The 25671-nt window shown below is 64.8% G+C and carries 20 protein-coding genes and 1 tRNA gene; 16 read left to right on the forward strand and 5 right to left on the reverse strand.

Annotation, left to right across the window (positions count from 1 at the left end):
* The 13 genes from bcsB to FFS21_RS27520 form a co-directional block, all read left to right on the forward strand.
* The coding region (gene bcsB / locus FFS21_RS27460; RefSeq protein WP_249359696.1) for a cellulose biosynthesis cyclic di-GMP-binding regulatory protein BcsB at positions 1–2157 on the forward strand (2157 nt) is incomplete at its 5' end.
* Positions 2147–3331 carry a cellulose synthase complex periplasmic endoglucanase BcsZ gene (gene bcsZ, locus FFS21_RS27465; RefSeq protein ID WP_171020506.1) on the forward strand — a complete coding sequence of 395 codons (1185 nt, stop codon included), beginning with the start codon at positions 2147–2149 and terminating at the stop codon, positions 3329–3331. The genes bcsB and bcsZ, both read left to right, overlap by 11 nt.
* A complete protein-coding gene (locus FFS21_RS27470) occupies positions 3313–7107 on the forward strand; it encodes a cellulose synthase subunit BcsC-related outer membrane protein (RefSeq protein ID WP_137927858.1) in 3795 nt (1264 codons plus the stop codon). Before bcsZ ends, FFS21_RS27470 begins: the two co-directional genes overlap by 19 nt.
* Before the next feature lie 15 nt (positions 7108–7122).
* Positions 7123–8880 carry a cellulose biosynthesis protein BcsE gene (bcsE, locus tag FFS21_RS27475; RefSeq protein WP_137927859.1) on the forward strand — a complete coding sequence of 586 codons (1758 nt, stop codon included), beginning with the start codon at positions 7123–7125 and terminating at the stop codon, positions 8878–8880.
* A gap of 3 nt (positions 8881–8883) precedes the next feature.
* On the forward strand, positions 8884–9084 hold the full coding sequence (locus FFS21_RS27480; RefSeq protein WP_137927860.1) for a hypothetical protein: 201 nt from the start codon (positions 8884–8886) through the stop codon (positions 9082–9084).
* Positions 9081–9860: a cellulose biosynthesis protein BcsQ gene (gene bcsQ / locus FFS21_RS27485; protein ID WP_249359698.1), complete on the forward strand. Its 780-nt coding sequence runs from the start codon at positions 9081–9083 to the stop codon at positions 9858–9860. Before FFS21_RS27480 ends, bcsQ begins: the two co-directional genes overlap by 4 nt.
* The gene (bcsA, locus tag FFS21_RS27490; protein WP_137927861.1) at positions 9857–12460 is read left to right on the forward strand and encodes a UDP-forming cellulose synthase catalytic subunit; all 2604 of its coding nucleotides are present in this window, start codon (positions 9857–9859) and stop codon (positions 12458–12460) included. The genes bcsQ and bcsA overlap by 4 nt, the downstream gene beginning before the upstream one ends.
* A 30-nt stretch (positions 12461–12490) precedes the next feature.
* On the forward strand, positions 12491–14068 hold the full coding sequence (gene bcsG / locus FFS21_RS27495; RefSeq protein ID WP_137927862.1) for a cellulose biosynthesis protein BcsG: 1578 nt from the start codon (positions 12491–12493) through the stop codon (positions 14066–14068).
* Positions 14065–14295, forward strand: a complete 231-nt coding sequence (gene bcsR / locus FFS21_RS27500) for a BcsR/BcsP family cellulose biosynthesis protein (RefSeq protein WP_237380137.1) — start codon at positions 14065–14067, stop codon at positions 14293–14295. Before bcsG ends, bcsR begins: the two co-directional genes overlap by 4 nt.
* A gap of 140 nt (positions 14296–14435) precedes the next feature.
* On the forward strand, positions 14436–15659 hold the full coding sequence (locus tag FFS21_RS27505) for a SpoIIE family protein phosphatase (RefSeq protein WP_249359700.1): 1224 nt from the start codon (positions 14436–14438) through the stop codon (positions 15657–15659).
* Between the two features lie 31 nt (positions 15660–15690).
* Positions 15691–16263, forward strand: a complete 573-nt coding sequence (locus FFS21_RS27510; protein WP_137927864.1) for a SiaB family protein kinase — start codon at positions 15691–15693, stop codon at positions 16261–16263.
* 24 nt (positions 16264–16287) lie between these two features.
* Entirely contained in the window at positions 16288–16677 is a 390-nt protein-coding gene (locus FFS21_RS27515) for a DUF1987 domain-containing protein (protein ID WP_137927865.1), read from the forward strand.
* A 37-nt stretch (positions 16678–16714) separates the two neighbouring features.
* Positions 16715–17428 carry a GGDEF domain-containing protein gene (locus FFS21_RS27520; protein ID WP_137927875.1) on the forward strand — a complete coding sequence of 238 codons (714 nt, stop codon included), beginning with the start codon at positions 16715–16717 and terminating at the stop codon, positions 17426–17428.
* A 15-nt stretch (positions 17429–17443) separates the two neighbouring features.
* Here FFS21_RS27520 and FFS21_RS32760 read toward each other — a convergent pair whose 3' ends face one another.
* Positions 17444–17569, reverse strand: coding sequence for a hypothetical protein (locus tag FFS21_RS32760; protein ID WP_255459328.1), 126 nt, complete (start codon positions 17567–17569; stop codon positions 17444–17446).
* 154 nt (positions 17570–17723) lie between these two features.
* Between FFS21_RS32760 and FFS21_RS27525 the strand changes: the two genes are divergently transcribed.
* Positions 17724–18278, forward strand: a complete 555-nt coding sequence (locus FFS21_RS27525) for a hypothetical protein (protein WP_137927866.1) — start codon at positions 17724–17726, stop codon at positions 18276–18278.
* A 14-nt stretch (positions 18279–18292) separates the two neighbouring features.
* Here FFS21_RS27525 and FFS21_RS27530 read toward each other — a convergent pair whose 3' ends face one another.
* The 4 genes from FFS21_RS27530 to acs all read right to left on the reverse strand — a co-directional run bounded on the left by FFS21_RS27530 (position 18293) and on the right by acs (position 22958).
* Positions 18293–18496, reverse strand: a complete 204-nt coding sequence (locus FFS21_RS27530; protein WP_137927867.1) for a hypothetical protein — start codon at positions 18494–18496, stop codon at positions 18293–18295.
* Positions 18497–18672: 176 nt separating this feature from the next.
* Positions 18673–18763: transfer RNA gene (locus FFS21_RS27535), tRNA-Ser, on the reverse strand.
* A gap of 51 nt (positions 18764–18814) precedes the next feature.
* Entirely contained in the window at positions 18815–20866 is a 2052-nt protein-coding gene (locus FFS21_RS27540) for a sodium:solute symporter family protein (protein WP_137927868.1), read from the reverse strand.
* A 109-nt stretch (positions 20867–20975) separates the two neighbouring features.
* On the reverse strand, positions 20976–22958 hold the full coding sequence (acs, locus tag FFS21_RS27545; RefSeq protein ID WP_137927869.1) for an acetate--CoA ligase: 1983 nt from the start codon (positions 22956–22958) through the stop codon (positions 20976–20978).
* Positions 22959–23314: 356 nt separating this feature from the next.
* Between acs and FFS21_RS27550 the strand changes: the two genes are divergently transcribed.
* Both FFS21_RS27550 and FFS21_RS27555 read left to right on the forward strand, forming a co-directional pair.
* The gene (locus FFS21_RS27550; protein ID WP_137927870.1) at positions 23315–23911 is read left to right on the forward strand and encodes a TIGR00645 family protein; all 597 of its coding nucleotides are present in this window, start codon (positions 23315–23317) and stop codon (positions 23909–23911) included.
* Between the two features lie 144 nt (positions 23912–24055).
* Positions 24056–25579 (forward strand): fumarate hydratase, encoded by a 1524-nt coding sequence (locus FFS21_RS27555; RefSeq protein ID WP_137927871.1) that lies wholly within the window; start codon positions 24056–24058, stop codon positions 25577–25579.
* Positions 25580–25671: the final 92 nt, after the last annotated feature.

Here is a 25671-nt window from a genome sequence, read left to right on the forward strand (position 1 = left end):
TCCGATGCCACTTCCCTGCCCCCGGGGCGCAGCCATACCCTGACCTTCGCCCAGATGGGCGCGAACTACACGATCCCGCTGCGCGGGCTGGACCCGGACCGCACCGTCAATGTCGGCGTACGTCTGGACGAAGTGGTGACCGCCGCCAAGCTGAAGCTCGTCTTCACGTATTCGCCCTCGCTGATCTATCCGCTCTCACACCTGAAGGTGCGGCTCAACGACGAAGTCGTGGCCACGATTCCGCTAGACAAGGAACACGCGGGCCAGCAGATTTCGCGTGAGATCGATCTGGATCCCCGCTTCTTCACGGACTTCAATCGCATCAACGTGCAGATGATCGCGCACTACACGCTCGATCATTGCGAGGACCCGTACCATTCGAGCCTGTGGACCGACATCAGCCCCACCAGTTCGCTGACGCTGACCAAGGCCGGCATCACGCTGCCCGACAGCCTGGCGCTGCTGCCCGCGCCGTTTTTCGACCGGCGTGACAATCGCCGCGTGACCGTGCCGTTCATGCTGCCCGCCGGTGCCGATCCCGCAACACTGCGCGCCGCTGGCGTGGTGGCGTCGTGGCTGGGCGCGTTGGCCAGCTATCGCGAACTGCGCTTCCCCGTGGCACGCACCGCGCCAGCCGATACCAACGCGATTGCGCTGGTACTGCCCAATGCCCAGCCCGACGGCATCCGCATCGAGAAGATCGAAGGCCCGTCGGTCAGCGTGATGCCGAATCCGGCCGATCCGTCGCGCAAACTGCTCGTGCTGGCCGGCCGCACGCCGCAGGAGCTTGAAATCGCCGCCAACGCCGTGGTGCTTGGCAAGGCTGGCATGGCAGGCCCGCGCGCCGCCGTGCAGTCGGTGGACCTCGGCAAGCCACGCCGCCCGTATGACGCGCCCGCCTGGGCACCGGTGGATCGTCCGGTCATGTTCAAGGAACTGGTGACCGATCCGCAGCAGTTGCAGGTATCGGGCGCCACACCCGACGCCATCCGCGTGAACCTGCGCGTGCCGGCCGACCTATTCGGCTGGAACGACCGTGCCGTGCCGCTGAGCATGAAGTATCGCTACACCGCGCCGTCCACGTACAACGACTCGGTACTCAGCATCGACGTCAACGACCAGCTCGTGCGCTCGTACCGGCTCAAGCCGCTGACGGTGCAGACCGACGAGAACGTGGTAGCCGTGCCGCTGCTGTCCGGCGGCAGCGCCACGGTCAGCAACTCGATCCTGATCCCCGCGTTCCGCGTGGGCAGCAACAACCAGATGCAGTTCCGGTTCCATATCGATTCGCAGAAAACCGGGCTGTGCTCGTCCACCGCCGCCAACGTGGCGCGTGCGGCGGTGGACCCCGATTCGTCGATCGATTTCAGCGGCTTCCTGCACTACGCGGCGATGCCGAACCTCGCCTTCTTCGCCAACAGCGGCTATCCGTTCACGCGCATGGCGGACCTCTCGGACACCGCCATCGTGATGCCCGATGCGCCCACCGCCACCGATCAGGAAGCGCTGCTGACCGTGCTCGGCCATATGGGCAAGTGGACCGGCCTGCCGTCGCTGCGCGTGACCGTGGTGCCGGCCAAGTCGATCGAATCGGTCAAGGATCGCAATCTGGTGGTGATCGGCACGGGCAGCGCCGCGCAGGTGCTGCAGGGCTGGGGCAAGTCCCTGCCGTTGCTGATCGAACGCGGCAAGACCGAGATCACGCTGCGCGACCAGCGCACCCATGCATGGTCGAACTGGCTCAGCGGGATCGAGGAAGAGAACATCTCGCCGGCGGGCCGCGCGATCCTGACCGCCGATGGCCCGATGGCGGCGCTGATCGGCTTTGAATCGCCATTTGCGGAACAGCGCAGCGTGGTGGCGATCACCGCATCGAGCGACGAACGCGTGCGAGACGTGCTCGATGTGCTGGAAGATCCCGGCAAGGTCTCGCAGATCCGTGGCGACCTGACCGTGATCCGGCAGCGCGAGCTGGAGGGGCTGCGGCTGGGCGACACCTACTACGTCGGCAACCTGCCCTGGTATGCGCGGCTCTGGATGAAGATGTCGGCGCATCCGGCGCTGCTGGCCGTGGCCGGCATCCTGGCCGGGCTGCTCGTGGCACTGACGCTGTTCTGGGCGCTGGGCCGGCTCGCGGCGCGGCGCAATGGTGGCTGACGTGCCAAGGGCGAAGGGCTGGCTGCGACGGATGGCTGCGGGCTGCCTGCTGGCCTGCGCGCTGGGTGGCGTCGCGCCCGGCTTCGCCGCCACCTGCCCTTGGCCCGACTACGAAGCCTTCCGCCGCACCACGATCAGCCCGGATGGCCGCGTGATCGACGCCAGCACGCCGCAGCAGGCCACGGTGTCCGAAGGACAGGCTTACGGCCTGTTCTTTGCGCTGGCCGCCAATGACCGCGCCACCTTCGACAAGCTCCTGACCTGGACCGAGAACAACCTCGCCCAGGGCGATCTCGTGGCGCATCTGCCCGCGTGGATCTGGGGCAAGCACACCGAAGGCGATCAAATCGGCAAGTGGGGCGTGCTCGATGCCAACCCCGCCTCCGATGCCGACCTGTGGATCGCCTACACGCTGCTGGAAGCGGGCCGGCTCTGGAAGGAGCGCCGCTACACGGCACTGGGCACGCTGATGGCGCGTCGCGTGATGCGCGAGGAAACGGCGGTCCTGCCTGGCCTGGGCCGCACGCTGTTGCCGGGGCCCGTGGGTTTCCATCCCTCGCCCGATCTCTGGCGGCTCAATCCCAGCTATGTGCCGATGCCCGTCATGCGGCGCCTGGCCGCAGCACTGCCCGAGGAAAGCGGCTGGCAGGCACTGGTGGAGACCTCGGCCAAACTCATCGTCGATACCGCGCCGAAGGGGTTTTCGCCGGACTGGGTCGGTTATCAGAAGGGGCGCGGCTTCGTGCCCGATACGCAGACGCTGGCCAACGGCTCGTACAACGCGATCCGCGTCTATCTCTGGATCGGCATGATGGCCCCGCGCGACCCGCTGCGCACCACGGCGCTGCAGGCATTCCGTCCGATGGCCGACTACGTGGCCACGCATGGCCACCCGCCCGAGCACGTCGATACGCAAGCGGGCACGTTCGGCCCGAACGCTGGCAACGGCGGATTCTCCGCAGCCGTGGCGCCCTACCTCGCCGCGCTGGGGCAGGACGGCGTGGCTGCCAAGCAGGTAAGCCGCGCCCGCACGCTGGCCGCGCAGGAGCCATTCGGTTACTACAGCCAGGTGCTGGCGCTGTTCGGGCTTGGCTATCTGGAAGAACATTTCCGCTTCGAAGCGGACGGCACGCTGGTGCCGGCCTGGGATGCCACATGCCCCGCCACGCGTTAGCCCCTGCGCTGGCGCTGCTGCTGGCCAGTCCCGCCCTTCCCGGCCTCGCTGCCAATGCAGCGCCAGCATCCGCAGCCGCACCGTCCGCGCAGATGGTGCAACTGTTGTCGGCCGCCCGGATGTGGGAGGCCAAGAATCGCGCCGACATGGCGCGCGGCATTCTGGAAAAAGCGCTCGTCATCGATCCCAGGCAGCCCGAGGCCCTGAAACTGATGGGGCTGATCGAGATCCGCTCGAACCGCCCCGCCGAAGCGGACAAGTATCTCAAGGCACTACAGGCCGCCGCGCCGGGCAGCGCCGCCGCGCTCGAACTGGAAGACGCCTACCGCATCGCCACGCGTGACAAGCGCGAGATGGCCACCACACGGCTCGCGGCGCGCACCGGCAAGGACGACGAAGCCGTGGCACGCCTGCGCAAGCTGTTTCCGCGCGGCGCGCCCGATGGCGATCTGGCGCGCGACTACTACCGCATCCTGTCGAGCACTGCAGCAGGCCGCAACGAGGCGATCTCGGAACTGCGGCGCCGCACGCGCGAGCATCCCGATGACAACTACCTGCAACTGGCGCTGGCAGACCTGCTGACCGACCGTGAAGCCACGCGGCAGGAAGGTCTCGGCATTCTCTATCGCATGACGCAACGGCCCGACGGCGACCGCACCACGGCACTGGACCTGTGGCGCCGTACGCTCAATCGCGTCAACGACGACCCCAACTACTACGTCTGGTTCGAGCGGTACGTCAAGGAGGCACCTGACGACAAGTCCGCACAGGAAACGCTGGCCGCGCTGGGCAAACGCGCGACCGCCCGGCAAAAGGTGGAAGCAGACCCGGCCTATCAGGCGCGGCAGCGCGGCCTGAACCAGCTCGAACGCGGCAACACGCGTGACGCCGACATCGCGCTGCAAAAGGCGTATCAGAAGCGCCGTAACGATGCCGAGGTCGTGGGCGGTCTCGGACTCGTGCGGTTGCGCGAAGGTCGTCACGACGAAGCACGCGAACTGTTCACGCGCGCGCAGCAGCTCGATCCCAGCAACAAGTGGCGCGGTCTGATTGCCACGGCCACGTTCTGGGGCACGGTCGCCCGTGCGCGCGAGGCCAACCAACAAGGTAAGCCCGCCGAAGCCGAAGCACTGGCGCGTCAGGCCCTCGCCCAGCAACCCAACAACGAGAACGCCGAGGCCGTGCTGGCCGATGCGCTCGTCGCGCAGAACAAGGACGCGGAAGCCGAGGCGCTGTTGCGCAAGATGCTGGCGCGGCCCAAACCGGAAGTCGGCACGCTGCGCACGCTGGCCGAGTTGCTGCAGAAGGAAGGCCGCGACGATGAAGTGGGCCCGCTGATCGCCAGCCAGGAAGCGCGCATGCGCGGTTCGGCCAGCGACCTGCGCGCGATGCGTGCGGACCTGCTCTCCACCCGCGCGGACCGCCTGCTCGCGCAACAAAAGCGCAGCCCCGCCATCCACAATCTCGAAGACGCTATCCGTCTGCAGCCCGATGCGCCGTGGACACGTTTCACGCTCGCACGCGTCTATCGCGATCTTGGGCTGCCCGCACTCGGCCGCAGCGTAATGGACGATGGCATGCGAACCGCGCCGAACAGCGAGATGCGCTATGCCACCGCGCTGTATCTGAACAGCGTCGATGACATCGACGCCGCTGCAACCATCCTCGCTGCCGTGCCGCAGGCCGACCGCTCCGAAGGCATGCGCAATCTCGGCCACAACCTTGCGGCCCAGCAGATGCTGCGCGATGCGCGCCAGCGCGTGGCCGAAGGGCGCGATGCCGAGGCTCGGCAATTGCTGGAACAGGCGGCCGTGGAAGCGAAGGACGACGGCCACATGCTGGCGTCGATTGGCCGCGAATGGATTGCATTGGGCGAAGCCGATAAGGGACTCGCACTGGTCAGCGACTGGCTTGCCGCACATCCCGGCGATCCGCACATCGACATCCGCCTGCGCTATGGCGAACTGCTTGCCGCAGCCGATCGCGACGATGCCCTGCGCCAATGGATCGCGGAGACCAACGCCCTGCCCGGCATCAGGCCCGAAGAACGTCGCGACGTGGCCGACCAGTCCCTGCGCCTGGCGCTGCGCGAGACAGACCGGCAGATCGATGCTGGTGACTTGAAACAGGCACAGCGCACGCTCGACGCCGTGCCCGCCGCGCAGCAGACCGACCGGCGCTGGCTGCTGACACTGGCCGATCTGCGCGAAGCCGATGGCGACTACAAGGGCGCCGCCGATGCCGCGCGTCAGGTGCTGGCCACGCAGCCGCACGACGCTGGCGCGCAACTCACCCTCGCGCGCCAGTACGAGCGACGCGGCGACACCACGCAGGCGCTCGACATCGTGCGCACCGTGCTGGCCGAAACACCCGAGGACGATATCGATACACGCCTGTCGGTAGCGCGCCGCTTCACCGCGATGCGCCACGAGGACGAAGCCACTGAAGTCGTGGATGCCCTCGACGCACGTTTTCCGAATCGCGCCGACATCACGGTGCAGCGCGGACGCATCGCCCAGTCTCGCGGCGATTTCAACGACGCCGCGCAGATCTATCGCTCGGCGCTGGGCCTGGAGCAACGCGAGAGCGTCACGCCTGGCCGCGATGGCACGCCCGCACAACGCGCGCTTGCCGGGCTGGAGGCGCGCCGACAGGGCGAAGTGTCCACAGCGGTGATGCAGTCGAACAAGTCCGGCGACGATGGCATCTCCAAGCTCCATGCCACCGAGATCCCGCTCTATGTGCGGATTCCGAACGGCTACGCGGGCCACGCCTTTTTTCATGCCGATACCGTGCTGCTCGATGCCGGCACGCTGCGCGGCGCCAGCAGCATCCGCAACCTCGAGTTCGGCAAAATTCCCGCGCTGGGCAATGCTGGGCTCGGCAATATCGGCGAAAACGACAAAGGTGTGGCGCTGGCCGCTGGCTACGAGTACGACGGTGCCTACAACAGTTGGCGCGCCGATATCGGCACCACGCCGCTGGGCTTTCTCGAATCCACCGTGGTAGGTGGCTTCCGCTATCGCGCGGACCTGGGTGCGCAAGCCGTGACCGTCGATATCTCGCGGCGCGCGCAGACCAGTTCCCTGATCTCGTACGCGGGCGCGCGTGACCCGGTGACGGGCGAGACATGGGGCGGCATCGTGCGCAATGGCGTACACGTGCGGTACGCGCGCGACGTGGGCCGCGTCGGCCTGTTTGCCGACGTCGGTTACGGCCTCTACACTGGTGACAACGTGAAAACCAATCGCGAAGTCACAGTGCGCACGGGCTTCGATGTGCCGGTCTACACGCAGCGCGACCAGCACGTGACAAGCGGCCTGGTCGTCAACTACTGGCACTACTCGGAGAACCAGCGCTTCTACACGTTCGGCCACGGCGGCTACTACAGCCCGCAGCGCTATGTGTCGTTCGGCATTCCGCTGGACTGGACAGGCCGCTACGCCAAGTGGTCGTGGCGCTTCATCGGCTCGGCGGGGTGGTCCTTCACGTACGAGGACGAAGCGCCATTCTTCCCGACGCGCCCGGACCTGCAGGCACTCAGCGGCGATGCAAAGTATGGCGGCGGATCGGGCGGTGGATTCAGCTACACGCTCGGCGCCACGGTGGAATACACGTTCGCGCCGCACTGGGTGGTGGGCGCGGGATTTTCGATCGACCGCTCGCGCGACTACGCGCCGAACCGCGCCATGGCGTGGCTACGCTACCTGTTCGACAAGCGGCAGATGCCGGTGCCCTTCCCGCCCACGCCGGTCCGCCCCTACTCGGCCTATTGAGATAACGAGCCAGCGATGAACGACGCCGCCAGCCGCCCCGCTTCTTCCCCTGCGTCTTCGCGCGCCCCGCTGCTCGCGCGACTGCAGGCGCGCAGCATGCTCGCCATCGAAGGACTCGCGCCCGCACTGGCCACGCTGACGCCGGGCCGGGCACACGTGGTCTACGCGCGGTCCTCGCCTGCGCGCGATGCGCTGTTCTGGCAAACCGCCGCATCTGCATTGCGCGGCCCCGCCTGTGTACTGGCGAACCGCGATGCGGCAGGCATTGCTGGCGCGTTGCGCGAACATGGCCTCGATATCGACGTGCCGCGCGCCATGCATGCGCGTGCCAACCTGTGCGCCCTGCAACCCCAACCGGGCCGCGCCGGCATCGATGCATTGATGGAAGCCCTGGACGCGCTGGTGGATCAATGCGGCGCGCGTGGCACACCGTTCCTCGTGGAAGGTGCCGAAGCGTTTATCGACTGGCAGGACGCCACTGCAATGACGCAGGCCGGTGGACGTCTCGGCGATTGGTGCGCGCAGGAGCGGTGCGCGCTGCTGCTCGTGATGGCACCGCCCGAACTCGAAGCGGGCCACGCGCCGCCTGACCTGCAAGGGTTTCATGGGCGCTTTGCCGGAGCGGTGCAGTTATCTCAGCAACAGGGGCAATACACCTGGGAAGTGGCCTTCTGGCGCGACGATCAGGCCGTGGTGGCCGGTGAAGTGATCCGTCTGCGCTTTGCACCGCACGAGCAGCGGCTGATGGTGGCCGCCGATACCTACCAGGGCGCCGTGGAGGATGCGGGCATGCTGGCGCCGGACGAGGATCGCGTGATTGCCAGTCGCGACGCCGTGCTGCGCGAGCGCTTTATCCCCGAATCCTGGCGCGTGGTGGATAGCAATGAAGCCGCAGTGGCAACCGCGAGCAAATCGGTGGCAGCCACTGTGATCCTGCACTACGCCGGCAGTCGTGACCTGGAGATGCTGGCGGGGCAGGTCCACCGGTTGCGGCGCAGTGCGGGCCGCGCCTTGAAAATCGTGATCCGCGAGGACCGCGAAGCCATGCGCCAGCACTACGAACTGCTCATGCTGAACCTCGGCGCCAATGCCGTGGTTGCGCAACGCACGCCTTTCGCGCGTATGCAATCCATGATCGATGGCCTGCAAGGACAGGTGTTCTCACGGCCCATCCTTGCCGACTATCACGAAGCGCTGTCGGCCGTGCTGACCACCACGGCCAGCGGCTACGTCACCGCCTCGACCTTCATCGCACTGGTGCGCGATGCGGTGGACCGCAGCCGCATGGTCAAGCTGCCGCATGTGCTGCTGCAACTGCCGCTGCTGCCGGAGGTGGCGCACATCGACGCCCTGCGCGCCTGCCAGATGAGCCGCGCGGGCGATCTGTGCACGGCTGGCGCCGACAGTCTCTACGCTTTCTTCTTCGCCTGCCGCATGGACGATGTGGATGCGGTCTGCCAGCGCGTGTTCCGCAAACCCATGGCCGATCTGTTCCAGGGCGACCTGCGCAGCGGCGATGCCGAATCCATCACGGCAGTGCTGACCCGTTTCGATGCCGAAGTGGCCGAGTATCCGCCGCCCGACTACAGCACGTGGCTGCCTGCGCAGCGGGACAGCCATCCGCCCGCGCAGCCGGAAACCTCCAGGGATACCGTCATCGTCGATGCACCCGCACCGGCCACGCTGCCGCTGGTGACACCCCGGCGCGCCACGCAGGGTGCCGCACGCGCGCTGCCCGAGCACTATCCGGTGCCACTCAAACCTCAGGACTGACCCATGCCCATCTTTCTCGGCTACTTCATCTGGGGGCTGATCCTGGCGGCGCCACTGGCGTGGCTGACGTGGCGCCTCGACCTGCTGCGCTGGCTGCCGCGCTGGACAGCACCCCGACCACGCCGCGCCGTGCGCCTGCCGCCGCAGTTGCAGGCCATGGTGATACGCGGCAAGCGGCAGGTGCGCAGCGGAGACGGCCGATGAGCGACATGAGCCGGACCATCGCAATCGTGTCCACCACGGGCGGCGCCGGACGCAGCACGCTCACGGCGGAGTTGGCCTCGCTGCTGGCGTGGCGCAATCATGCGGTGCTCGCCATGGAGTGCGATCCGCGCAATGTGCTGGGCTTTCACTTCGGCCTGCGTGAGGCGGCCATCGACGGACTCGGTGCCAGCCTGCACGCTACCGCGCCCGCGTCATGGGCGGCAGCGGGCCGGCGCAGCGACGATGGCGTGTTGTTCGTCCCCTGGGGTGACAGCGTCGAAGCCGGTGCGATGGAGCGCCTGCCCGCGAACTGGCTCGCCCGTCAGGTGGAAGCCGTGGATCTGCCCAACGGTGGCGCCATCCTGATCGACACCACGCCGTGGCCCTCAGCCCATGCGGACCAGGCGATCGACGCGGCTGACCTTGTGCTGGTGCTGCTCCCGACGCAGCCCGAGACCTGCCTGACGGTGCGCCGCCTGGCCGACAGCCTCGCTGCACGCGGCAAGACCGCGCGGTATCTCGCCACGCGGCTGAATCCCGCCCGTCAGCTTCATGTCGACATCATCGCCATGCTGCAGGCGATGCTGGGCGCGGCGATGTTGCCTTATCACGTGCACGAGGACAGCAGCGTGCCCGATGCGCTGGCGCGCAGCGAGAGCTTTAGTCGCAGCACGCCGCACTCGCAGGCCGCGCACGATCTGAATGGCCTCGCATCGTGGCTGGCCGCGTGGATCGACACGCCCGAGTCCGCCATCGCACAGGGGAGTGCAGCATGAATGCGCGCTCGCCGGGTACGCGGATGCGGCTCGCGTCGGTACGCGACTGGCTGTCGCGCCAGCTCGGCGTTGGCACCAGCACCAGTGCCCAGCCGCATATCGGCGACTGGCTGCTGCGATTATTCTTCCAGCCGCCCCGCCCCGGCAAGCCCGACATCCCCGCCGAGTGGGCCACCTTGCTCTATCGGCGCGCACTCGCCCGGCTAGGTGTCGCCAATGGGCGCAACCGCAATCACATCCACGCCGGCACGTGGATCTGGCGACTGTTCGTGCGTCCGCCGAAACCCCGCGTGCGACTGGCAGCCGATCCGCGCAAACAGCGCAGCGGTACGGTCGACCCCGAGCGCACCGGCTGGCTGCGGCGCGCGCTCGATCGTAGCGTCGAACCCATATGGCACGGCGTGAGCCGATTGCGGTACAAGCTATCGAAACGGTTGCCGCGGCCCGACTGGAATCGCGTGGCGTACGTCACTGAAACGATGTCGGCGCGCATCGGCCGCATTCCGTTTGTACTGCCTGTCTCGCTGGTGCTCGCGGCTATCGCCGTGCTCGCGGTCAGCACAACGCCGTTGCCGCTGGCGGATCAGGTCCTGATGTTCGCCGTGATCTGGATCGGCTTGTCGATCGTGCGACGCGTACCCGGCCGGCTGGCCACGATCACGATGATCGCGCTGTCCACGCTGATGGCGGGCCGCTACATGTGGTGGCGTTCCACGCAGACTCTGCAGTTCGCCACGCCCACCGAAGCCGCCGTGGGCTATATCCTCTTCGCAGCGGAAATCTACACGTGGATCGTGCTGGCACTCGGCTATCTGCAGACCGCCTGGCCGCTGCACCGCAAGCCCAAGCCGCTGCCGGTGGATGCCACGCAGTGGCCGACGGTCGATGTCTTCATCCCCACGTACAACGAATCGCTGAACGTCATCCAGCCAACTGTCTTCGCCGCGCGCAGCATGGACTGGCCCGCGCACAAGTTGCGCGTGTTCATCCTCGACGACGGCCGCAGGCCCCATATCGAGGCGTTCGCCAGGGAGGCGGGCGTCGGCTATCTGACACGTACGGACAACCGCCACGCCAAGGCAGGAAACATCAACGCGGCGCTGCCAAAGACCCACGGCGAATACGTGGCGATCTTCGACTGCGACCACATCCCCACGCGCTCTTTCCTGCAGATGACGATGGGCGAGTTTCTCGCCGATCCGAAATGCGCGCTAGTGCAGACGCCGCACCACTTCTTCTCGCCCGATCCATTCGAGCGCAACTTCGACACCTTCCGTCGCGTACCAAACGAGGGCAGCCTGTTCTACGGACTCATCCAGGACGGCAACGATTTCTGGAATGCCACGTTCTTCTGCGGATCGTGCGCGGTGATCAAGCGCGGGCCGCTGCTCGAAGTCGGCGGCATCGCTGTCGAGACCGTGACCGAGGATGCGCACACGGCGCTGAAGCTGCACCGCCGTGGCTACAACAGCGCGTATTTGCGCACGGTGCAGGCGGCAGGGCTCGCGACGGAAAGTTTGTCAGGCCATATCGGGCAGCGCATCCGCTGGGCACGCGGCATGGCGCAGATCTTCCGGCTCGACAATCCAATGCTCGGCAAGGGACTGAAGTTCTTCCAGCGCCTCTGCTATAGCAACGCGATGCTGCACTTCTTCTACGGCATCCCCCGGCTGATCTTCCTGACAATGCCGATTGCGTACCTGTACTTCGGGCTGCACGTGATCAATACCTCGGCACTGATGATCACCGCCTATGTGCTGCCGTACCTGATGATCGCCAACATCACCAACTCCCGGCTACAGGGCCGCTTCCGGCATTCGTTCTGGGCCGAGGTCTACGAGTCCGTGCTGGCGTGGTACATCGTGCTGCCCACTACTGTTGCCTTTATCAATCCGCGCGCGGGCAAGTTCAACGTCACGGCCAAGGGCGGGCAGATTGCCGATGACTACCTCGACTGGACCATCTCCAAGCCCTACCTGTTCCTGCTGGCGCTGAACATCATTGGCCTGGGCGCCGGTATCGGACGGCTACTGTTCACGGGCACCGAAGAGCCGGCCACAGTGCTGATGAACATGGCGTGGGCGCTGTTCAACCTGATGATGCTGGGCGCGGCCATCGGCGTGGCACGCGAGGCGCGGCAGGTGCGCGTTTCGCACCGCATTCCCATGCGCGTGCCGGCCACGCTGCTGCTGCCCGATGGACGCACGCTGGCGTGCAAGACCGAGAACTATTCGATGGGTGGTCTCGGCGTGGTGCTGCCGATCGACGTGCCGCTGCAGGAAGGCGCACGCCTGGGCGTCTGCCTGTCGCGCGGACCACGCACCTATCACTTTCCCGCCGTGGTCACGCGCAACGTCAATCGCCATCTTGGGGTGCGGATGGAAGACCTGACGGTGCAGCGCGAAACGCAACTGATCCAGTGCACGTTCGGCCGTGCCGATGCATGGATCGACTGGCTCGACGACGAACGCGTGGATGCGCCGCTGCGCAGCCTCAAGGAAGTGATCGAAATGGGCTATCAGGGGCTGCTGCGGCTCTACGATGCCTTCATGGATGCGGTGGACGTCATCGTCGCGCGACGACGATCGCGCCAGCCCTGACCGTTCGCACGGAAACGCAAGCGAGACCTCATGGGACTCTGGAACCTCTACTTTCTCGTCAAGCTCTACCTGTTCCATACCGGGCAGATGCATCCGATATGGCTCGTCAATATCGTGTTCGCGCTGCTGCTGGTGGCGCCGATGGAGTCACGCCCGCTGCGCATCATCCGACAGCTTCTTGCCATCGGCTTCGGCGCCGCGCTCGCGTGGCACGAATCCACACTGCCGCCGTTCGAGCGCGTGATTTCGCAGTTCACCAACATCAGCGAGTTCACACCGGCCTACCTGCTGGAACTGCTGCAGCGGATCGTTTCGATCCAGCTCGTGGTGGCCGCCCTGCTGGTGCTTGCACTGTTCCTGCTGGTCAACCGCTGGGTACGCACCACCACGTTCGTACTGATCGCACTGTTCGCGATGCCGTTCTGGTATGGGCTCGGCGTCAACCTGCCGGGTGCCGGCGCACGACAGGCCGCCGCGCGCACGGCCGACAGCCCGCGTGCGAACATCGACGCCACCAATAATTACGACGCCATCCTGGCCGCGTTCCGCGAGAAGGAAGCACAGCGCAGCGCCACCATGACGCCGCTGACGGCGAGTCCCGATGCGCAGTTCGACGTCATCCTGCTGCATATCTGCTCGCTGTCCTGGGACGATCTCGACGCGGCCAAGAGCACCAACCATCCGCTACTCTCGCGCTTCGACTACCTGTTCAAGAACTTCAGCTCGGCGGCCAGCTACAGTGGCCCGGCGGCCATCCGCGTGATGCGCGCCTCGTGCGGACAAGAGGCGCACAAGGACCTGTATGACCCCGATCCCGAGCAATGCCATCTGTTCGCCGATCTGGCACAGGCTGGATTTGCGCCGCACATCCTGATGAACCACGATGGCCGCTTCGACAATTTCCGCGCCATCGTGGAAAAGGAGATTGGCGTGCCGGGCATCCAGGCCGAGGCCACCGAAGGCGTACCGGAGGCCATGCGCTCGTTCGACAATTCCCCGATCCTCGGTGACTTCGCCACCTTCGACCACTGGTACAGCCGGCTGCCGAAGACGCGCAAACCCGTGGCGCTGTACTACAACACGGTGACGCTGCACGATGGCAACCGGCTGCCCGGCAAGCGCCTGACCAGCCTGGAGTCGTACCCGCTGCGCCTGAAGGCTCTGCTCGACGACGTGGACCGCATCATCGACTCGATCGAGAAGTCGGGCCGCCGCGCTGTGGTGGTCTTCGTGCCCGAGCACGGTGCAGCGCTGCGCGGCGACAAGAACCAGATCTCGGGCCTGCGGGAAATTCCCACGCCGCACATCATCCACGTTCCCGTTGGCGTCAAGCTCGTGGGGCTGCCCGCACCGCAGGCACAGGCGCAAGGACAACCCGCTGCACCTGTGACGATCGACGCACCGATGAGTTTTCTCGGTCTGTCGCAACTGGTATTCAATCTCGTGGCCGACAGCCCGTTCCGTGCGGGCGCTCCCGCGCTGACGCACTACGCCGAAGACCTGCCACAAACAGCGATGGTGGGCGAGAACGAGGGAACGATCACGATGAAACGCACCGAAGGCTACGTGATCCATACCCCGGACGGCGTATGGGTGGAACAGAAATGAGCAAGGTCACCGGCCTGAGCCGGTCCATCACGTCGCGCAAGGCCGGCATCGCCTACAACGATATCGACGCGCTGGCCCGTCATGTCGAGGGCTTCGACGCGCAGCACTACTTCGACCAGCAGGGCGAGGTAGAGACCCATGCAGCCATGCAGCGGTGGCCGATGCTGGCGCGAGCGCTAGGCATCGCGCCAGCATCGGATCTTCCCGATACCACCCCGGAATCCTAATGCCGCCACCCCTCGCGAGAGGGGCCGAGAATCACACCCGCATGACACTGCGCGTCACGGATTCGTCATAAACGCTGCCTAGACTCTGGACCTTCCAATTCCCTGGTCCTTTCGTCATGTCCGGCTTTCTGGTGGATCCTATGGCTGCCCGACCGCGCTTCCGGCAGCCCTGCGCGGAGGATCTGGCTGCGCCGACGCCATCCGTCACCACCGACCATACGAACCAGGATGTGCTCGATGTCTTCGGGCTGCACCGCGACCTCGCCTGCCTGCCCGTCACCGAGCAAGGCAAGCCCATCGGCCTGATCAACCGGTCGATCTTCCTGTCCCAGATGAGCAAGCCGTATCACCGCGAACTCTACAACCGCAAGAGCTGCATCGCGTTCATGGACAAGGAACCGCTGGTGGTGGACGCTGCGATGAGCATCGACGCCCTCACCTTCCGTACCGTGGAGTACGGCGAGAAAGCGCTGGCCGATGGCTTCATCATCGCGCGCGACGGCCAGTACATCGGGCTGGGGCAAGGTCTGCAACTCATGCGCGTAGTGGCGGACATGCAGGCCGAGCGCAACCGCCAGATCATGCATAGCATCGACTACGCCAGCACGATCCAGCGGGCGATGCTGCGTACCTCGCGCGAATCGCTGGCGGCCACGCTGCCGGACGCCGCACTCGTCTGGGAACCGCGTGACGTGGTAGGCGGAGATTTCTATCACTTTGCCGCGTTCGAAGATGGCTGGTTCGCCGCGCTGGCCGATTGCACCGGCCACGGCGTGCCGGGCGCATTCATGACGCTGATCGCATCGTCGCTGCTCGGCCAGGCGCTGGATCAACTCGGACCGCGCGATCCCGGCGCACTGCTGGCCGCGGTGAATCGCGGCATCAAGCAGATGCTCGGACAGAACGATCGCGAGCCGCGCCTGGTGCCAGACGCGTCGGCGTCGGACGATGGCATGGATGCCGCATTCTTCTGGTTCGACAATGCCACGCGTGCACTGACATTCGCCGGGGCCAAGTCGTTTGTGTTCGTCCGCCAGCCAGGCGATGTCGATGGCGAGATGGTCAACGGCGCGCGCATGGGCGTGGGCTACGTGGACACCGCCATGGACTTTGCCTGGCAGAACGTCACCGTCCCCACGCAAGCGGGCACGCTGGTATTCGTGACCACGGATGGACTGGTCGACCAGATCGGCGGCCCCCGGGAAATCGCGTTCGGCAAGCGGCGCATGCGCGAGGCGATCTGCGCGCAACCCGACGCCTCGGCCGTAAGCGTCAGCGAGACCGTGCTCGACGCGCACCGGGCCTGGCAGGGCGAGCAGCGTCGTCGCGACGACCTGACCTTCTTCTGTTTCCGCGCGCGATGACCATTCCGGCCGCGCGCCACATCCCCCGCACATGACTGCCGCACATTCGATTGACAAGGAATATGAGCCGTTCTTCCAGATGGCTCGGGAACGCAACGTGATCTTCTACTACGTCGGCTATTTCTCGCAGAACATCATCGCCGCCATGTCCGATGCCGTGCGCCTGCAGCTCACGGTCAGCGGCGTGGATGGTCCTACGCGACGCAAGCTGTTCTCCTCGTTCGTGGAGATGGCGCAGAATATCGTGCACTATTCGTCCGACTCGCTGACGGAAGAATCCCATTCTGACGGGCAACTGCGCCACGGATCGGTCTGCATCAGCATGGTGGACGAGCACTACCGGCTGATGTGCTCCAACCCGGTATCGTCGATGCGCGTGGAGCAACTGCGCGGCGCGCTGGAAAAGGTGCGCACGATGACGCTGGACGAGATCAAGGTCGCCTACAAGCAGACGCTGCGCGCCGAAGCACCGGAAGGCAGCAAGGGGGCAGGACTCGGACTCCTGACGATGGCACGCGATGCCAGCGCCCCCCTCGAATACAACTTTCAGCCGATCGACACGGACCCGGTCTCGACGATGTTCCAGCTCGTCGCCACCATCTGATCCGCCGATCGCACAGAGCCAGCCATGGAAAACCTGTTCATCGCCGCCACGCCAAGCTCGCCAGAACTGAGCTTCGACTTTGCGCGCCACACGCTATCGCTCAAGGGCGAATCCTATCCGGAGAACGCGGCCGTCTTCTACGGCGAAGCCATCGCCCGCCTGCGCCGCTATCTGGCCGACTGCGAGGACGCGTCGGTCACGGTCAACGTGGCGTTGACGTACTTCAACAGCTCCAGTACCAAAATGCTGTTCAGCATGTTCGATGCGCTCAACGAAGCGGCCGAGCGTGGCAACCATGTGCGCCTGCACTGGTTCCACGACGAGGACGACGACACGATCCTGGAGTTCGGCCAGGAACTGCATGCCGACTTCCCGGCCATCAACTTCATCGACGAAGTGACCGCCAACAGTTGAACCGTTGAACGCCCCCCGCGACATCCTTCCGTCCGCCGTGACCGAGCCGGACCTGTTCGACTCCGAGAACAGCGTGCTCGCCCACGCGAAGGCCGTGTTCTGCGACGTGGACGCCGGCGAGGACGCCTATCGCCATACGCTGGGTCAGTTGATCAGCTACTACGAGCGGCTGATGCGCGAGACGCGCCGCCTGATCCGCCGCAGCGACCGCGAGGAACTGGAGATGAACCGGCTGAACCACCGGCTCCAGGAACTGGCACAGGAGCTGGAGTATCGGGCCACGCACGACACACTGACCGGTGCACTGAATCGCGGCGCCGTGATCGACCTCGCCACCGCCGCGCTGGCGCGCGGAAGCCTGGCGCTCATCGTGCTCGACATCGATCATTTCAAACGGCTCAACGACGATTTCGGCCACCCCGTGGGAGATGCCGTGATCTGCGGCGTGACCGCGTGCCTCAAGGACACGATCTGCGCGGAAGGTGCCATCGGCCGCGTGGGTGGCGAGGAATTCGCGGCGCTGCTGCCCGACGTCGCCCTGCCGGACGCCATGGCCCTGGCCGAACGGATGCGCGAGGCTATTGCCAGCTATCGCTGCGCCGCGCCAGTGGACCGGACCATCACCGCCAGCTTCGGCGTGAGCTGGTCCGCCCAGGGCCGCACCTTCGCCCACGCCTATGGCCGCGCCGACGAAGCGCTCTACATGGCCAAGCGCGGCGGCCGCAACCGCGTGGAGCAGGCCGCGGCCTGACCCTCCTTCCTGGCCCTACCGTTCGATGCGGTTCGGATGCGTGGCGTAGTACGCCAGCACGATCGACGCCGTCAGCGCCATGCCGGCCACGGCAAACGCAATCAGGGTGGGAAAGGCAATGCCCGAGCTTTCCTTCGACATGCGTGACTCCGTGAGTGTGGTTTTAACGCGTGATCTGAGGCGTAGTCAGTTTCAGCGTAGTCAATCCATCCGCATTTTGCGAATCGTCTTATGTCCCTCCACTGCCGTTCCGTGGACAGTCTTACCTGAACCACTTCTTTCACGAGGATCAGGTATGCAAAGACGAAGACGGACACGCAGCGGTCCGGTCACCCGCAACGAGTTCGATATCCAGATGGCGCACTTCTCGGCCTTGACCAGGGAAAGGTATGAGGCCGAGGCCGAATTAAGGCGGCAGTGGAACGACTCGTATGAACGACGGCGGGCCAAGGAGCGGGCGGATGATGAGCGGCGTGAAGCCGAATTCCGTGCGACGTTGGCGGAATGGAAGGCCGAGAACGATCGCAAGCATCAGGAGCACCGCGACAATCTGGCGGCCGACATCGAAAACCAGAAACACGAGAGAGCGCAGTGGAGAGCCGATTTCCAGGCTATCAAGAACGAGATGGCGGAACTTCGCAAGGACTTCCGGTCCCTGAAGTGGAACATCTGGTTCGCGGCATGCGGAACGATCATCGGTCTGGCATCGCTGAACGCCGCAATGTCTTCGAACATACTCAGCGCATTCGAATCCGGCCGGAATTCCGCAGTATCCCGAGTGACTCCCTGGCAGATCCTGTTCGGATTTGACCGCGAGACAATCGATGAGACCAGGCCACCACTGCCGTAGCGCTTACCCTCCCACTAGCGGACGGGCGTATCCCCTGCTCGTATCGACGTACTGCCGGCAGGCGCCATCACGCCCATGCCATCCTTCTCGTTGGCATTCTGCTGCGTCGACATACGCGGCGGCTCGGGCGCCGGAGGCAGGAGATGATTCGTCTGGCGAGACAGGCAACCAGTCAGGAGCAACACCATCACGACACCAGCAATCTTGCGGTACGGCATGTCTTGCCCTCCCAGAATGCGCTACGAGACGATGTGGTACGGATACCCGTGTCTTCCGGGGCACCTTGCCGTTATAGGCGCCAGGGGGCCGGGCGTAAACCTCACAATTTCGGACGGCGCAGTCATCGCGCGACGAATGGAAACGAAAACGCCCGCTTGCGCGGGCGTTCGTATTCTGGCGGAGAGAAGGGGATTCGAACCCCTGATAGGCTATTAACCTATACACGCTTTCCAGGCGTGCGACTTCAACCACTCATCCATCTCTCCGGGAAGTCGGCGATTATAACAGGATCCGGACGGGTGTCCAGAGAACGGACCTCACCCCTTCCGCAAATAATTCACGAGCCTGTCGATCACCGGCGCGTTGCGTGGCGTGATCAGGCTTACCAGAATCGCAGCGGCAAAACCGGCTGGTACGCCGAACGCACCTGACGCTATAGGGTCCACACCAAACCAGCGGTTGCCGAAAATGCCCGTCATGCGAGTGAAGAACGGATAGTTGACGAAGATGTAGTAGACCGCAACGGAGAGTCCGGTTGCCATGCCGGCCACGGCGCCGGCTGCCGTCGTGCGGCGCCAGAAAATTGCCAGCACCAGCACCGGGAAGAAACTCGACGCCGCCAGCGAGAACGCCGCGCCAACGAGGAACAGGATATTGCCGGGGCGCAGCGAGGTGACGTACGAGGCAAACAACGCCACGGCCAGCAGAACGATCTTGGCCGTGGTCACGCGGCGTTGGTGGCTCGCCTGCCGGTCGATCATGTGATAGTAGACGTCATGTGAAAGCGCGTTGGCGATGGTCAGCAGCAGCCCATCGGCAGTAGACAGCGCGGCAGCCAGGGCGCCTGCGGCGACGAGGCCGGAGATCACATAAGGCAGCCCCGCAATTTCCGGGGCGGCCAGCACGATCATGTCGGGCTGGATCAGGATCTCGGCCCATTGCACGATGCCATCGCCGTTGATATCGCGAATGCCAAAAACCGGCGGGTCGACCTTGCGCCATTGCACCACCCACTGCGGCAGGTCGGCATAGGACGTGCCCACCAGATGCTGGAAGAACTCCGCCTTGACGAGCACCGCGAGGGTCGGCGCCGAGACATAGAGCAGTGCGATGAAGAACACGGCCCAGGCCACCGAGTTGCGCGTTTCCTTGACCGAAGGTGTCGTATAGAGCCGCGTCAGGATGTGCGGCAGGCTCGCCGTGCCCACCATGAGGCAGAACACCAGCAAGACGAAATTAAGCCGGCGGGTGTCGCGCTCCTGCTCGCTTGCGGCCGGGTAAGGTTCCGCCGATGGTGTCGATGGCTGGCTTCGGCTCAGCGCCTCGGCGCGCATCTGGCTCCATTGCTGCTGGGCATCGGCTGCATCCACCGGAAATGCCTGCCGCTCCCGCTCCACTGTCTTGATCTCGCGTAGCGGCGCATTGCGCGCACGGAGTTCGAGCAGGCGCGCATCCAGCGCGTTTCGATCTTCGATGAACGACTGCGGCAGCCGTGCGATGCGATCCTGCAAATCGATGGCCTGCTTCAGGAACATTTCGCGCACCTGCCGCTCGGCGGGGTCCTTCTCCAGTCGCTGCTCCGCCGCTTCGATCTGGTTCAGCAGCCCGCCGTAACCCATCTGCGGCAGCACCTGTTGATGATGCTTCCATGCGATCAACGACACGGCCAGCAAGAACGCCACGATCAGCATGATGTATTGCGCCACCTGGGTCCAGGTCACCGCACGCATCCCGCCAAGGAAAGAACACACAAGAATGCCGGCCAGCCCGAAGAACACGCCGACCGCAAACTCCACGCCGATGAAACGCGTGACGATCAGGCCCACGCCCTGGATCTGCGCCACCAGATAGACGAACGAACACAGCGACGCGGCCAGCACCGCGATGGCTCGCACCGGAATGTTGCCACCCGGTCGGCCATTGCCATACCGCGCTGCAAGGAAATCGGGAATCGTATAGCCGCCGTATTTGCGCAGGTAGGGCGCCAGCAGGAACGCCACCAGGCAGTAGCCGCCGGTCCAGCCCATGACATAGGCGAGCCCCTCGTAACCCGAGGCAAAGATAATGCCGGCCAGACCGATGAACGATGCCGCGCTCATCCAGTCGGCTGCGATCGCCATGCCGTTGAACATCGCCGGCACGCGGCGCCCCGCCACGTAGTATTCGTTGAGGTCCGAGGTGCGGCAGATCAGTCCGATGCACGCATAGATCGCAATCGTGACGAACAGGAAGACGTAGCCCAGCCACAACGCGTCGGCATTGGAATGCTCCAGCAGCCCCATCATGCCGACGAACGCGAACAGGCCCAGCGTGAAGAGGCCGTAGTACAGCATCAACCGGTTGCGGAAACGCGACTGGGTATCTGGCATCAATGACGCATCAACGTTAGAAGCGGCAGCGCAAGGCGATGGAATGAAAATGCCCGCCCCGGGCAACGCCGGAACGGGCACAGCGTGAATCGGTCACGCGCGCAGCAGCTTACTGCGTCTGCTTCAACTGGTCGAGGATGGCCGGATTCTCCAGCGTGGAGGTGTCCTGCGTGATTTCCTCGTTCTTGGCCAGCGAACGCAGCAGGCGTCGCATGATCTTGCCCGAGCGGGTCTTGGGCAGATTGTCACCGAAACGGATGTCCTTGGGCTTGGCGATCGGGCCGATCTCCTTGCCCACCCAGTTGCGCAGTTCGGCCGCGATCTTGGTGGCTTCGTCACCGGTCGGACGCGAGCGCTTGAGCACCACGAACGCACAGATGGCCTCGCCCGTCGTATCGTCCGGACGACCCACCACGGCGGCCTCGGCCACGATCGGATTGGACACCAGCGCCGACTCGATCTCCATCGTGCCCATGCGGTGGCCTGACACGTTCAGCACGTCGTCGATGCGGCCCATGATCGTGAAGTAGCCCGTTTCCTTGTCGCGGATCGAACCATCACCGGCCAGGTATAGCGTGCCGCCGAGTTCTTCCGGGAAGTAGCTCTTCTTGAAACGCTCCGGATCGCCCCAGATCGTGCGGATCATCGACGGCCACGGACGCTTGATCACCAGGATGCCACCGCTACCGTTCGGCACGTCCTGCCCGGTCTCGTCGACGATGGCTGCCATGATGCCGGGCAGCGGCAGCGTGCACGAACCCGGCACCAGCGGCGTGGCGCCCGGCAGCGGCGTGATCACGTGGCCGCCGGTCTCGGTCTGCCAGAACGTATCGACGATCGGGCAACGCTCGCCGCCGATGTTCTTGTAGTACCACATCCACGCTTCGGGGTTGATCGGCTCACCTACCGTGCCCAGCAATCGCAGGCTGGACAGGTCGTACTGTTTCGGATGGATTTTCTCGTCCGCCTCGGCCGCCTTGATCAGCGAGCGGATTGCCGTGGGCGCCGTGTAGAAAATGCTGACCTTGTGGCGCTGGATCATTTCCCAGAACCGGCCGGCATTCGGGAAGGTCGGAATCCCTTCGAACACTACCTGCGTGGCGCCAGCCGCCAGCGGGCCGTAGGCAATATAGGTATGGCCGGTGACCCAGCCGATATCGGCGGTACACCAGAACAGGTCATTGGGCTTGATGTCGAACGTCCAGCGCATCGTCATCAGTGCCCACAGCAGGAAACCGCCCGAGCTGTGCTGCACACCCTTCGGCTTGCCCGTGGAACCCGAGGTGTAGAGCACGAACAGCGGATGCTCGGCACCCACCGGCTGCGGCTCGCAATAGTCGGGCTGGCCGGCGGAGACATCCTCCATCCAGCGGTCGCGGCCTTCGGCCCAGGCCACGTTATTGCCGGTGCGGCGATAGACGACCACGTGCTTCACGGCTTCGCAGCCGCCCAGCGCGAGCGCCTCGTCGGCAATGGCCTTCAGCGGCAGCGCCTTACCGCCACGCATCTGTTCATCGGCCGTGATCAGCGCCACGGCGCCCACGTCCACCAGACGTTCCTGCAATGACTTCGCCGAGAAGCCGCCGAACACCACCGAGTGCGTGGCGCCGATACGTGCGCACGCCTGCATGGCCACGACGCCTTCCACGGACATCGGCATGTAGATGACCACGCGGTCGCCCTTCTTGATGCCGAGGGCCTTCATGCCATTGGCAAAGCGGCTGACCTTGGCCAGCATGTCCTTGTAGCTGACGTGCGTGACGGTGCCGTCGTCGGCCTCGAACACGATTGCGGTCTTGTCGCCAAGACCCTTGTCGATATTCCGTTCGAGACAGTTGTAGGAGACATTGAGCTCGCCGTCGTCGAACCACTTGTAGAACGGCGCGTTGCTCTCGTCGAGCACCTTGGTGAACGGCTTGTCCCAGTGCAGCAGCTCGCGGGCATGGCGCGCCCAGAATCCTTCGTAATCCTTCTCGGCCTCGGCGCACAAGGCATTGTACGCGTCCATGCTGGGAATGGCCGCATCCTTCGCAAAGGCTTCGGGGGGATTGAAAACGCGATGCTCCTGCATCACCGACTCGATGGCGGACATGGTTGTCTCCTGTTGGCTTTATGACTGCTTTGCGTGCAAGGTACGCCCGGCGCCTTACTTAAACCTGACGGTCAGGCCTGACAGTCGAACGCCAATCCACACGCGACACGCGTGGTGCGTTGCAACAGCAGAAGCGGGGCCAGACGCGGGAGACTGGGGGCACAAGTGCAGTCGGCACTACTAACTTAGCACAGCTATCTACACGGTGCCTGCTATACCCGAACAGGGCAATCGCCTTTTGGCACGCGCCGCGGTGACGTTCGGTTACCAGCATGCGCATTCAATGTCATAAGACGCACGGTACAATCTGGACCCGTTTCAATTGTCTGCTGACATTCACACCGATCCGCACGCCCATGGCCGACACCCCCTACCGTCCGCAACCTTCGTATCGCCCCCTCCGTCCGATTCCGCGCATCATCTTCGCCTCGCGCTGGCTGCAACTGCCGCTCTACCTCGGTCTGATCGTCGCGCAGGGCGTCTACGTCTACCACTTCCTCGTCGAGGTCTGGCACCTGCTGTCGCATGTGACCACCTATGACGAGACCAAGATCATGCTGGTGGTGCTGGGCCTGATCGACGTCGTGATGATCTCGAACCTTCTGATCATGGTGATCGTGGGCGGCTACGAAACCTTTGTGTCGCGCCTTGGCATCGACAACCATCCTGACGAGCCCGAGTGGCTCGACCACGTCAACGCCGGGGTTCTCAAGGTCAAGCTGTCGATGGCGCTGATCGGCATTTCGTCGATCCACCTGCTGAAGACCTTCATCGATGCAGACCAGCGCAGCACCCATACGATCATGTGGCAAGTGATCATCCACGTGGCGTTCCTGGCCTCGGCGCTGGCCATGGCCTGGGTAGACCGCATGGTTTCCCACGGGCCGCATCCAGCGTCGAGCCATGGAAATGGACACACCGCCACCGATGGTGCGGCGCAACAGACACACTGAGCATTCCTACCTCGCCGGGGTGACTTCCTCGCCCCGCACAAATACCCGACCAAAGCTGTCGACGGCTGTATGCATGCCATACAGCCGTCGTCGCCATGGGGTATCATCCCGGGCTGTGTTTCACCGCTGCCCTCCCCCACAAAAATGACAGTCATCAAGCAAGAAGACCTCATCCAGAGCGTCGCCGACTCGCTGCAGTACATCAGCTATTACCACCCGATGGACTACATCACCAGCCTGGGCCGTGCCTACGAGCTGGAACAGAGTCCGGCCGCCAAGGATGCGATTGCACAGATCCTGACCAACAGCCGCATGTGCGCCGAAGGCAAGCGTCCGCTGTGCCAGGACACCGGCATCGTCACTATCTTCGTCAAGGTGGGCATGGATGTGCGCTGGGACGGCGCCACGATGGGCCTGACCGACATGATCAACGAAGGCGTGCGCCGCGGTTACACGCACCCGGACAACGTGCTGCGCGCCTCGATCGTCAGCCCGCCCGAAGGCGCTCGCAAGAACACGAAGGACAACACGCCGGCCGTGATCCACTACGAGATCGTGCCGGGCAACACCGTGGACATCCAGGTGGCGGCCAAGGGCGGCGGCTCCGAGAACAAGTCGAAGTTCGTCATGCTGAACCCGTCCGACTCCATCGTTGACTGGGTGCTGAAGACCGTGCCGACGATGGGCGCCGGCTGGTGCCCGCCGGGCATGCTCGGCATCGGCATCGGCGGCACCGCCGAGAAGGCGATGGTCATGGCCAAGGAATCGTTGATGGAGCACATCGACATCCAGGACATCATCGCCCGTGGTCCGAAGGACTGGATCGAGGGAATGCGCGTCGAGCTGTACGAGAAGGTCAACGCGCTCGGTATCGGCGCGCAGGGCTTGGGCGGCCTGGCCACCGTGCTCGACATCAAGATCATGGCCTCGCCGACGCACGCCGCGTCGAAGCCTGTGGCGATGATCCCGAACTGCGCCGCCACGCGCCACGTGCATTTCGTGCTGGATGGCAGCGGCCCCGCCGTACTGGAAGCTCCGGACCTGAACGCCTGGCCGAAGGTGGAATGGGCACCTGACACCGAGAAGTCGCAACGCGTGGACCTGAACACGCTGACGCCGGAACAGGTGGCTGCATGGAAGCCGGGCCAGACCCTGCTGCTCAACGGCAAGATGCTGACCGGCCGCGACGCCGCGCACAAGCGTATCGCCGACATGCTGGCCAAGGGCGAGAAGCTGCCGATCGACTTCACGAACCGCGTGATTTACTACGTGGGCCCGGTGGATCCGGTGCGTGACGAAGTGGTTGGCCCGGCTGGCCCGACCACCGCTACCCGCATGGACAAGTTCACCGAGACGATGCTGTCGCAGACCGGCCTGATCGCGATGATCGGCAAGGCCGAGCGCGGCCCGGTGGCGATCGAATCGATCCAGAAACACAAGTCGGCTTACCTGATGGCTGTCGGCGGCGCCGCGTATCTGGTGTCGAAGGCGATCCACGGTGCCAAGGTGCTGGCGTTCGAAGACCTGGGCATGGAAGCGATCTACGAGTTCGACGTCAAGGACATGCCGGTCACGGTCGCCGTGGACAGCTCGGGCACCTCGGTTCACAAGACCGGCCCGGCGGAATGGCAAGCCAAGATCGGCAAGATTCCGGTCGCTGCGGCCTAAGCTGTCTTGGTAGTGCTCCCCTCTCCCGCCCTGCGGGAGAGGGGTTGGGGGAGAGGGCTGGAGGTTCTGCTTGCCGCGATGGCTATTTGAAC

Source organism: Cupriavidus sp. 2SB (genome assembly GCF_005503625.1).
Classification (GTDB): Bacteria; Pseudomonadota; Gammaproteobacteria; order Burkholderiales; family Burkholderiaceae; genus Cupriavidus.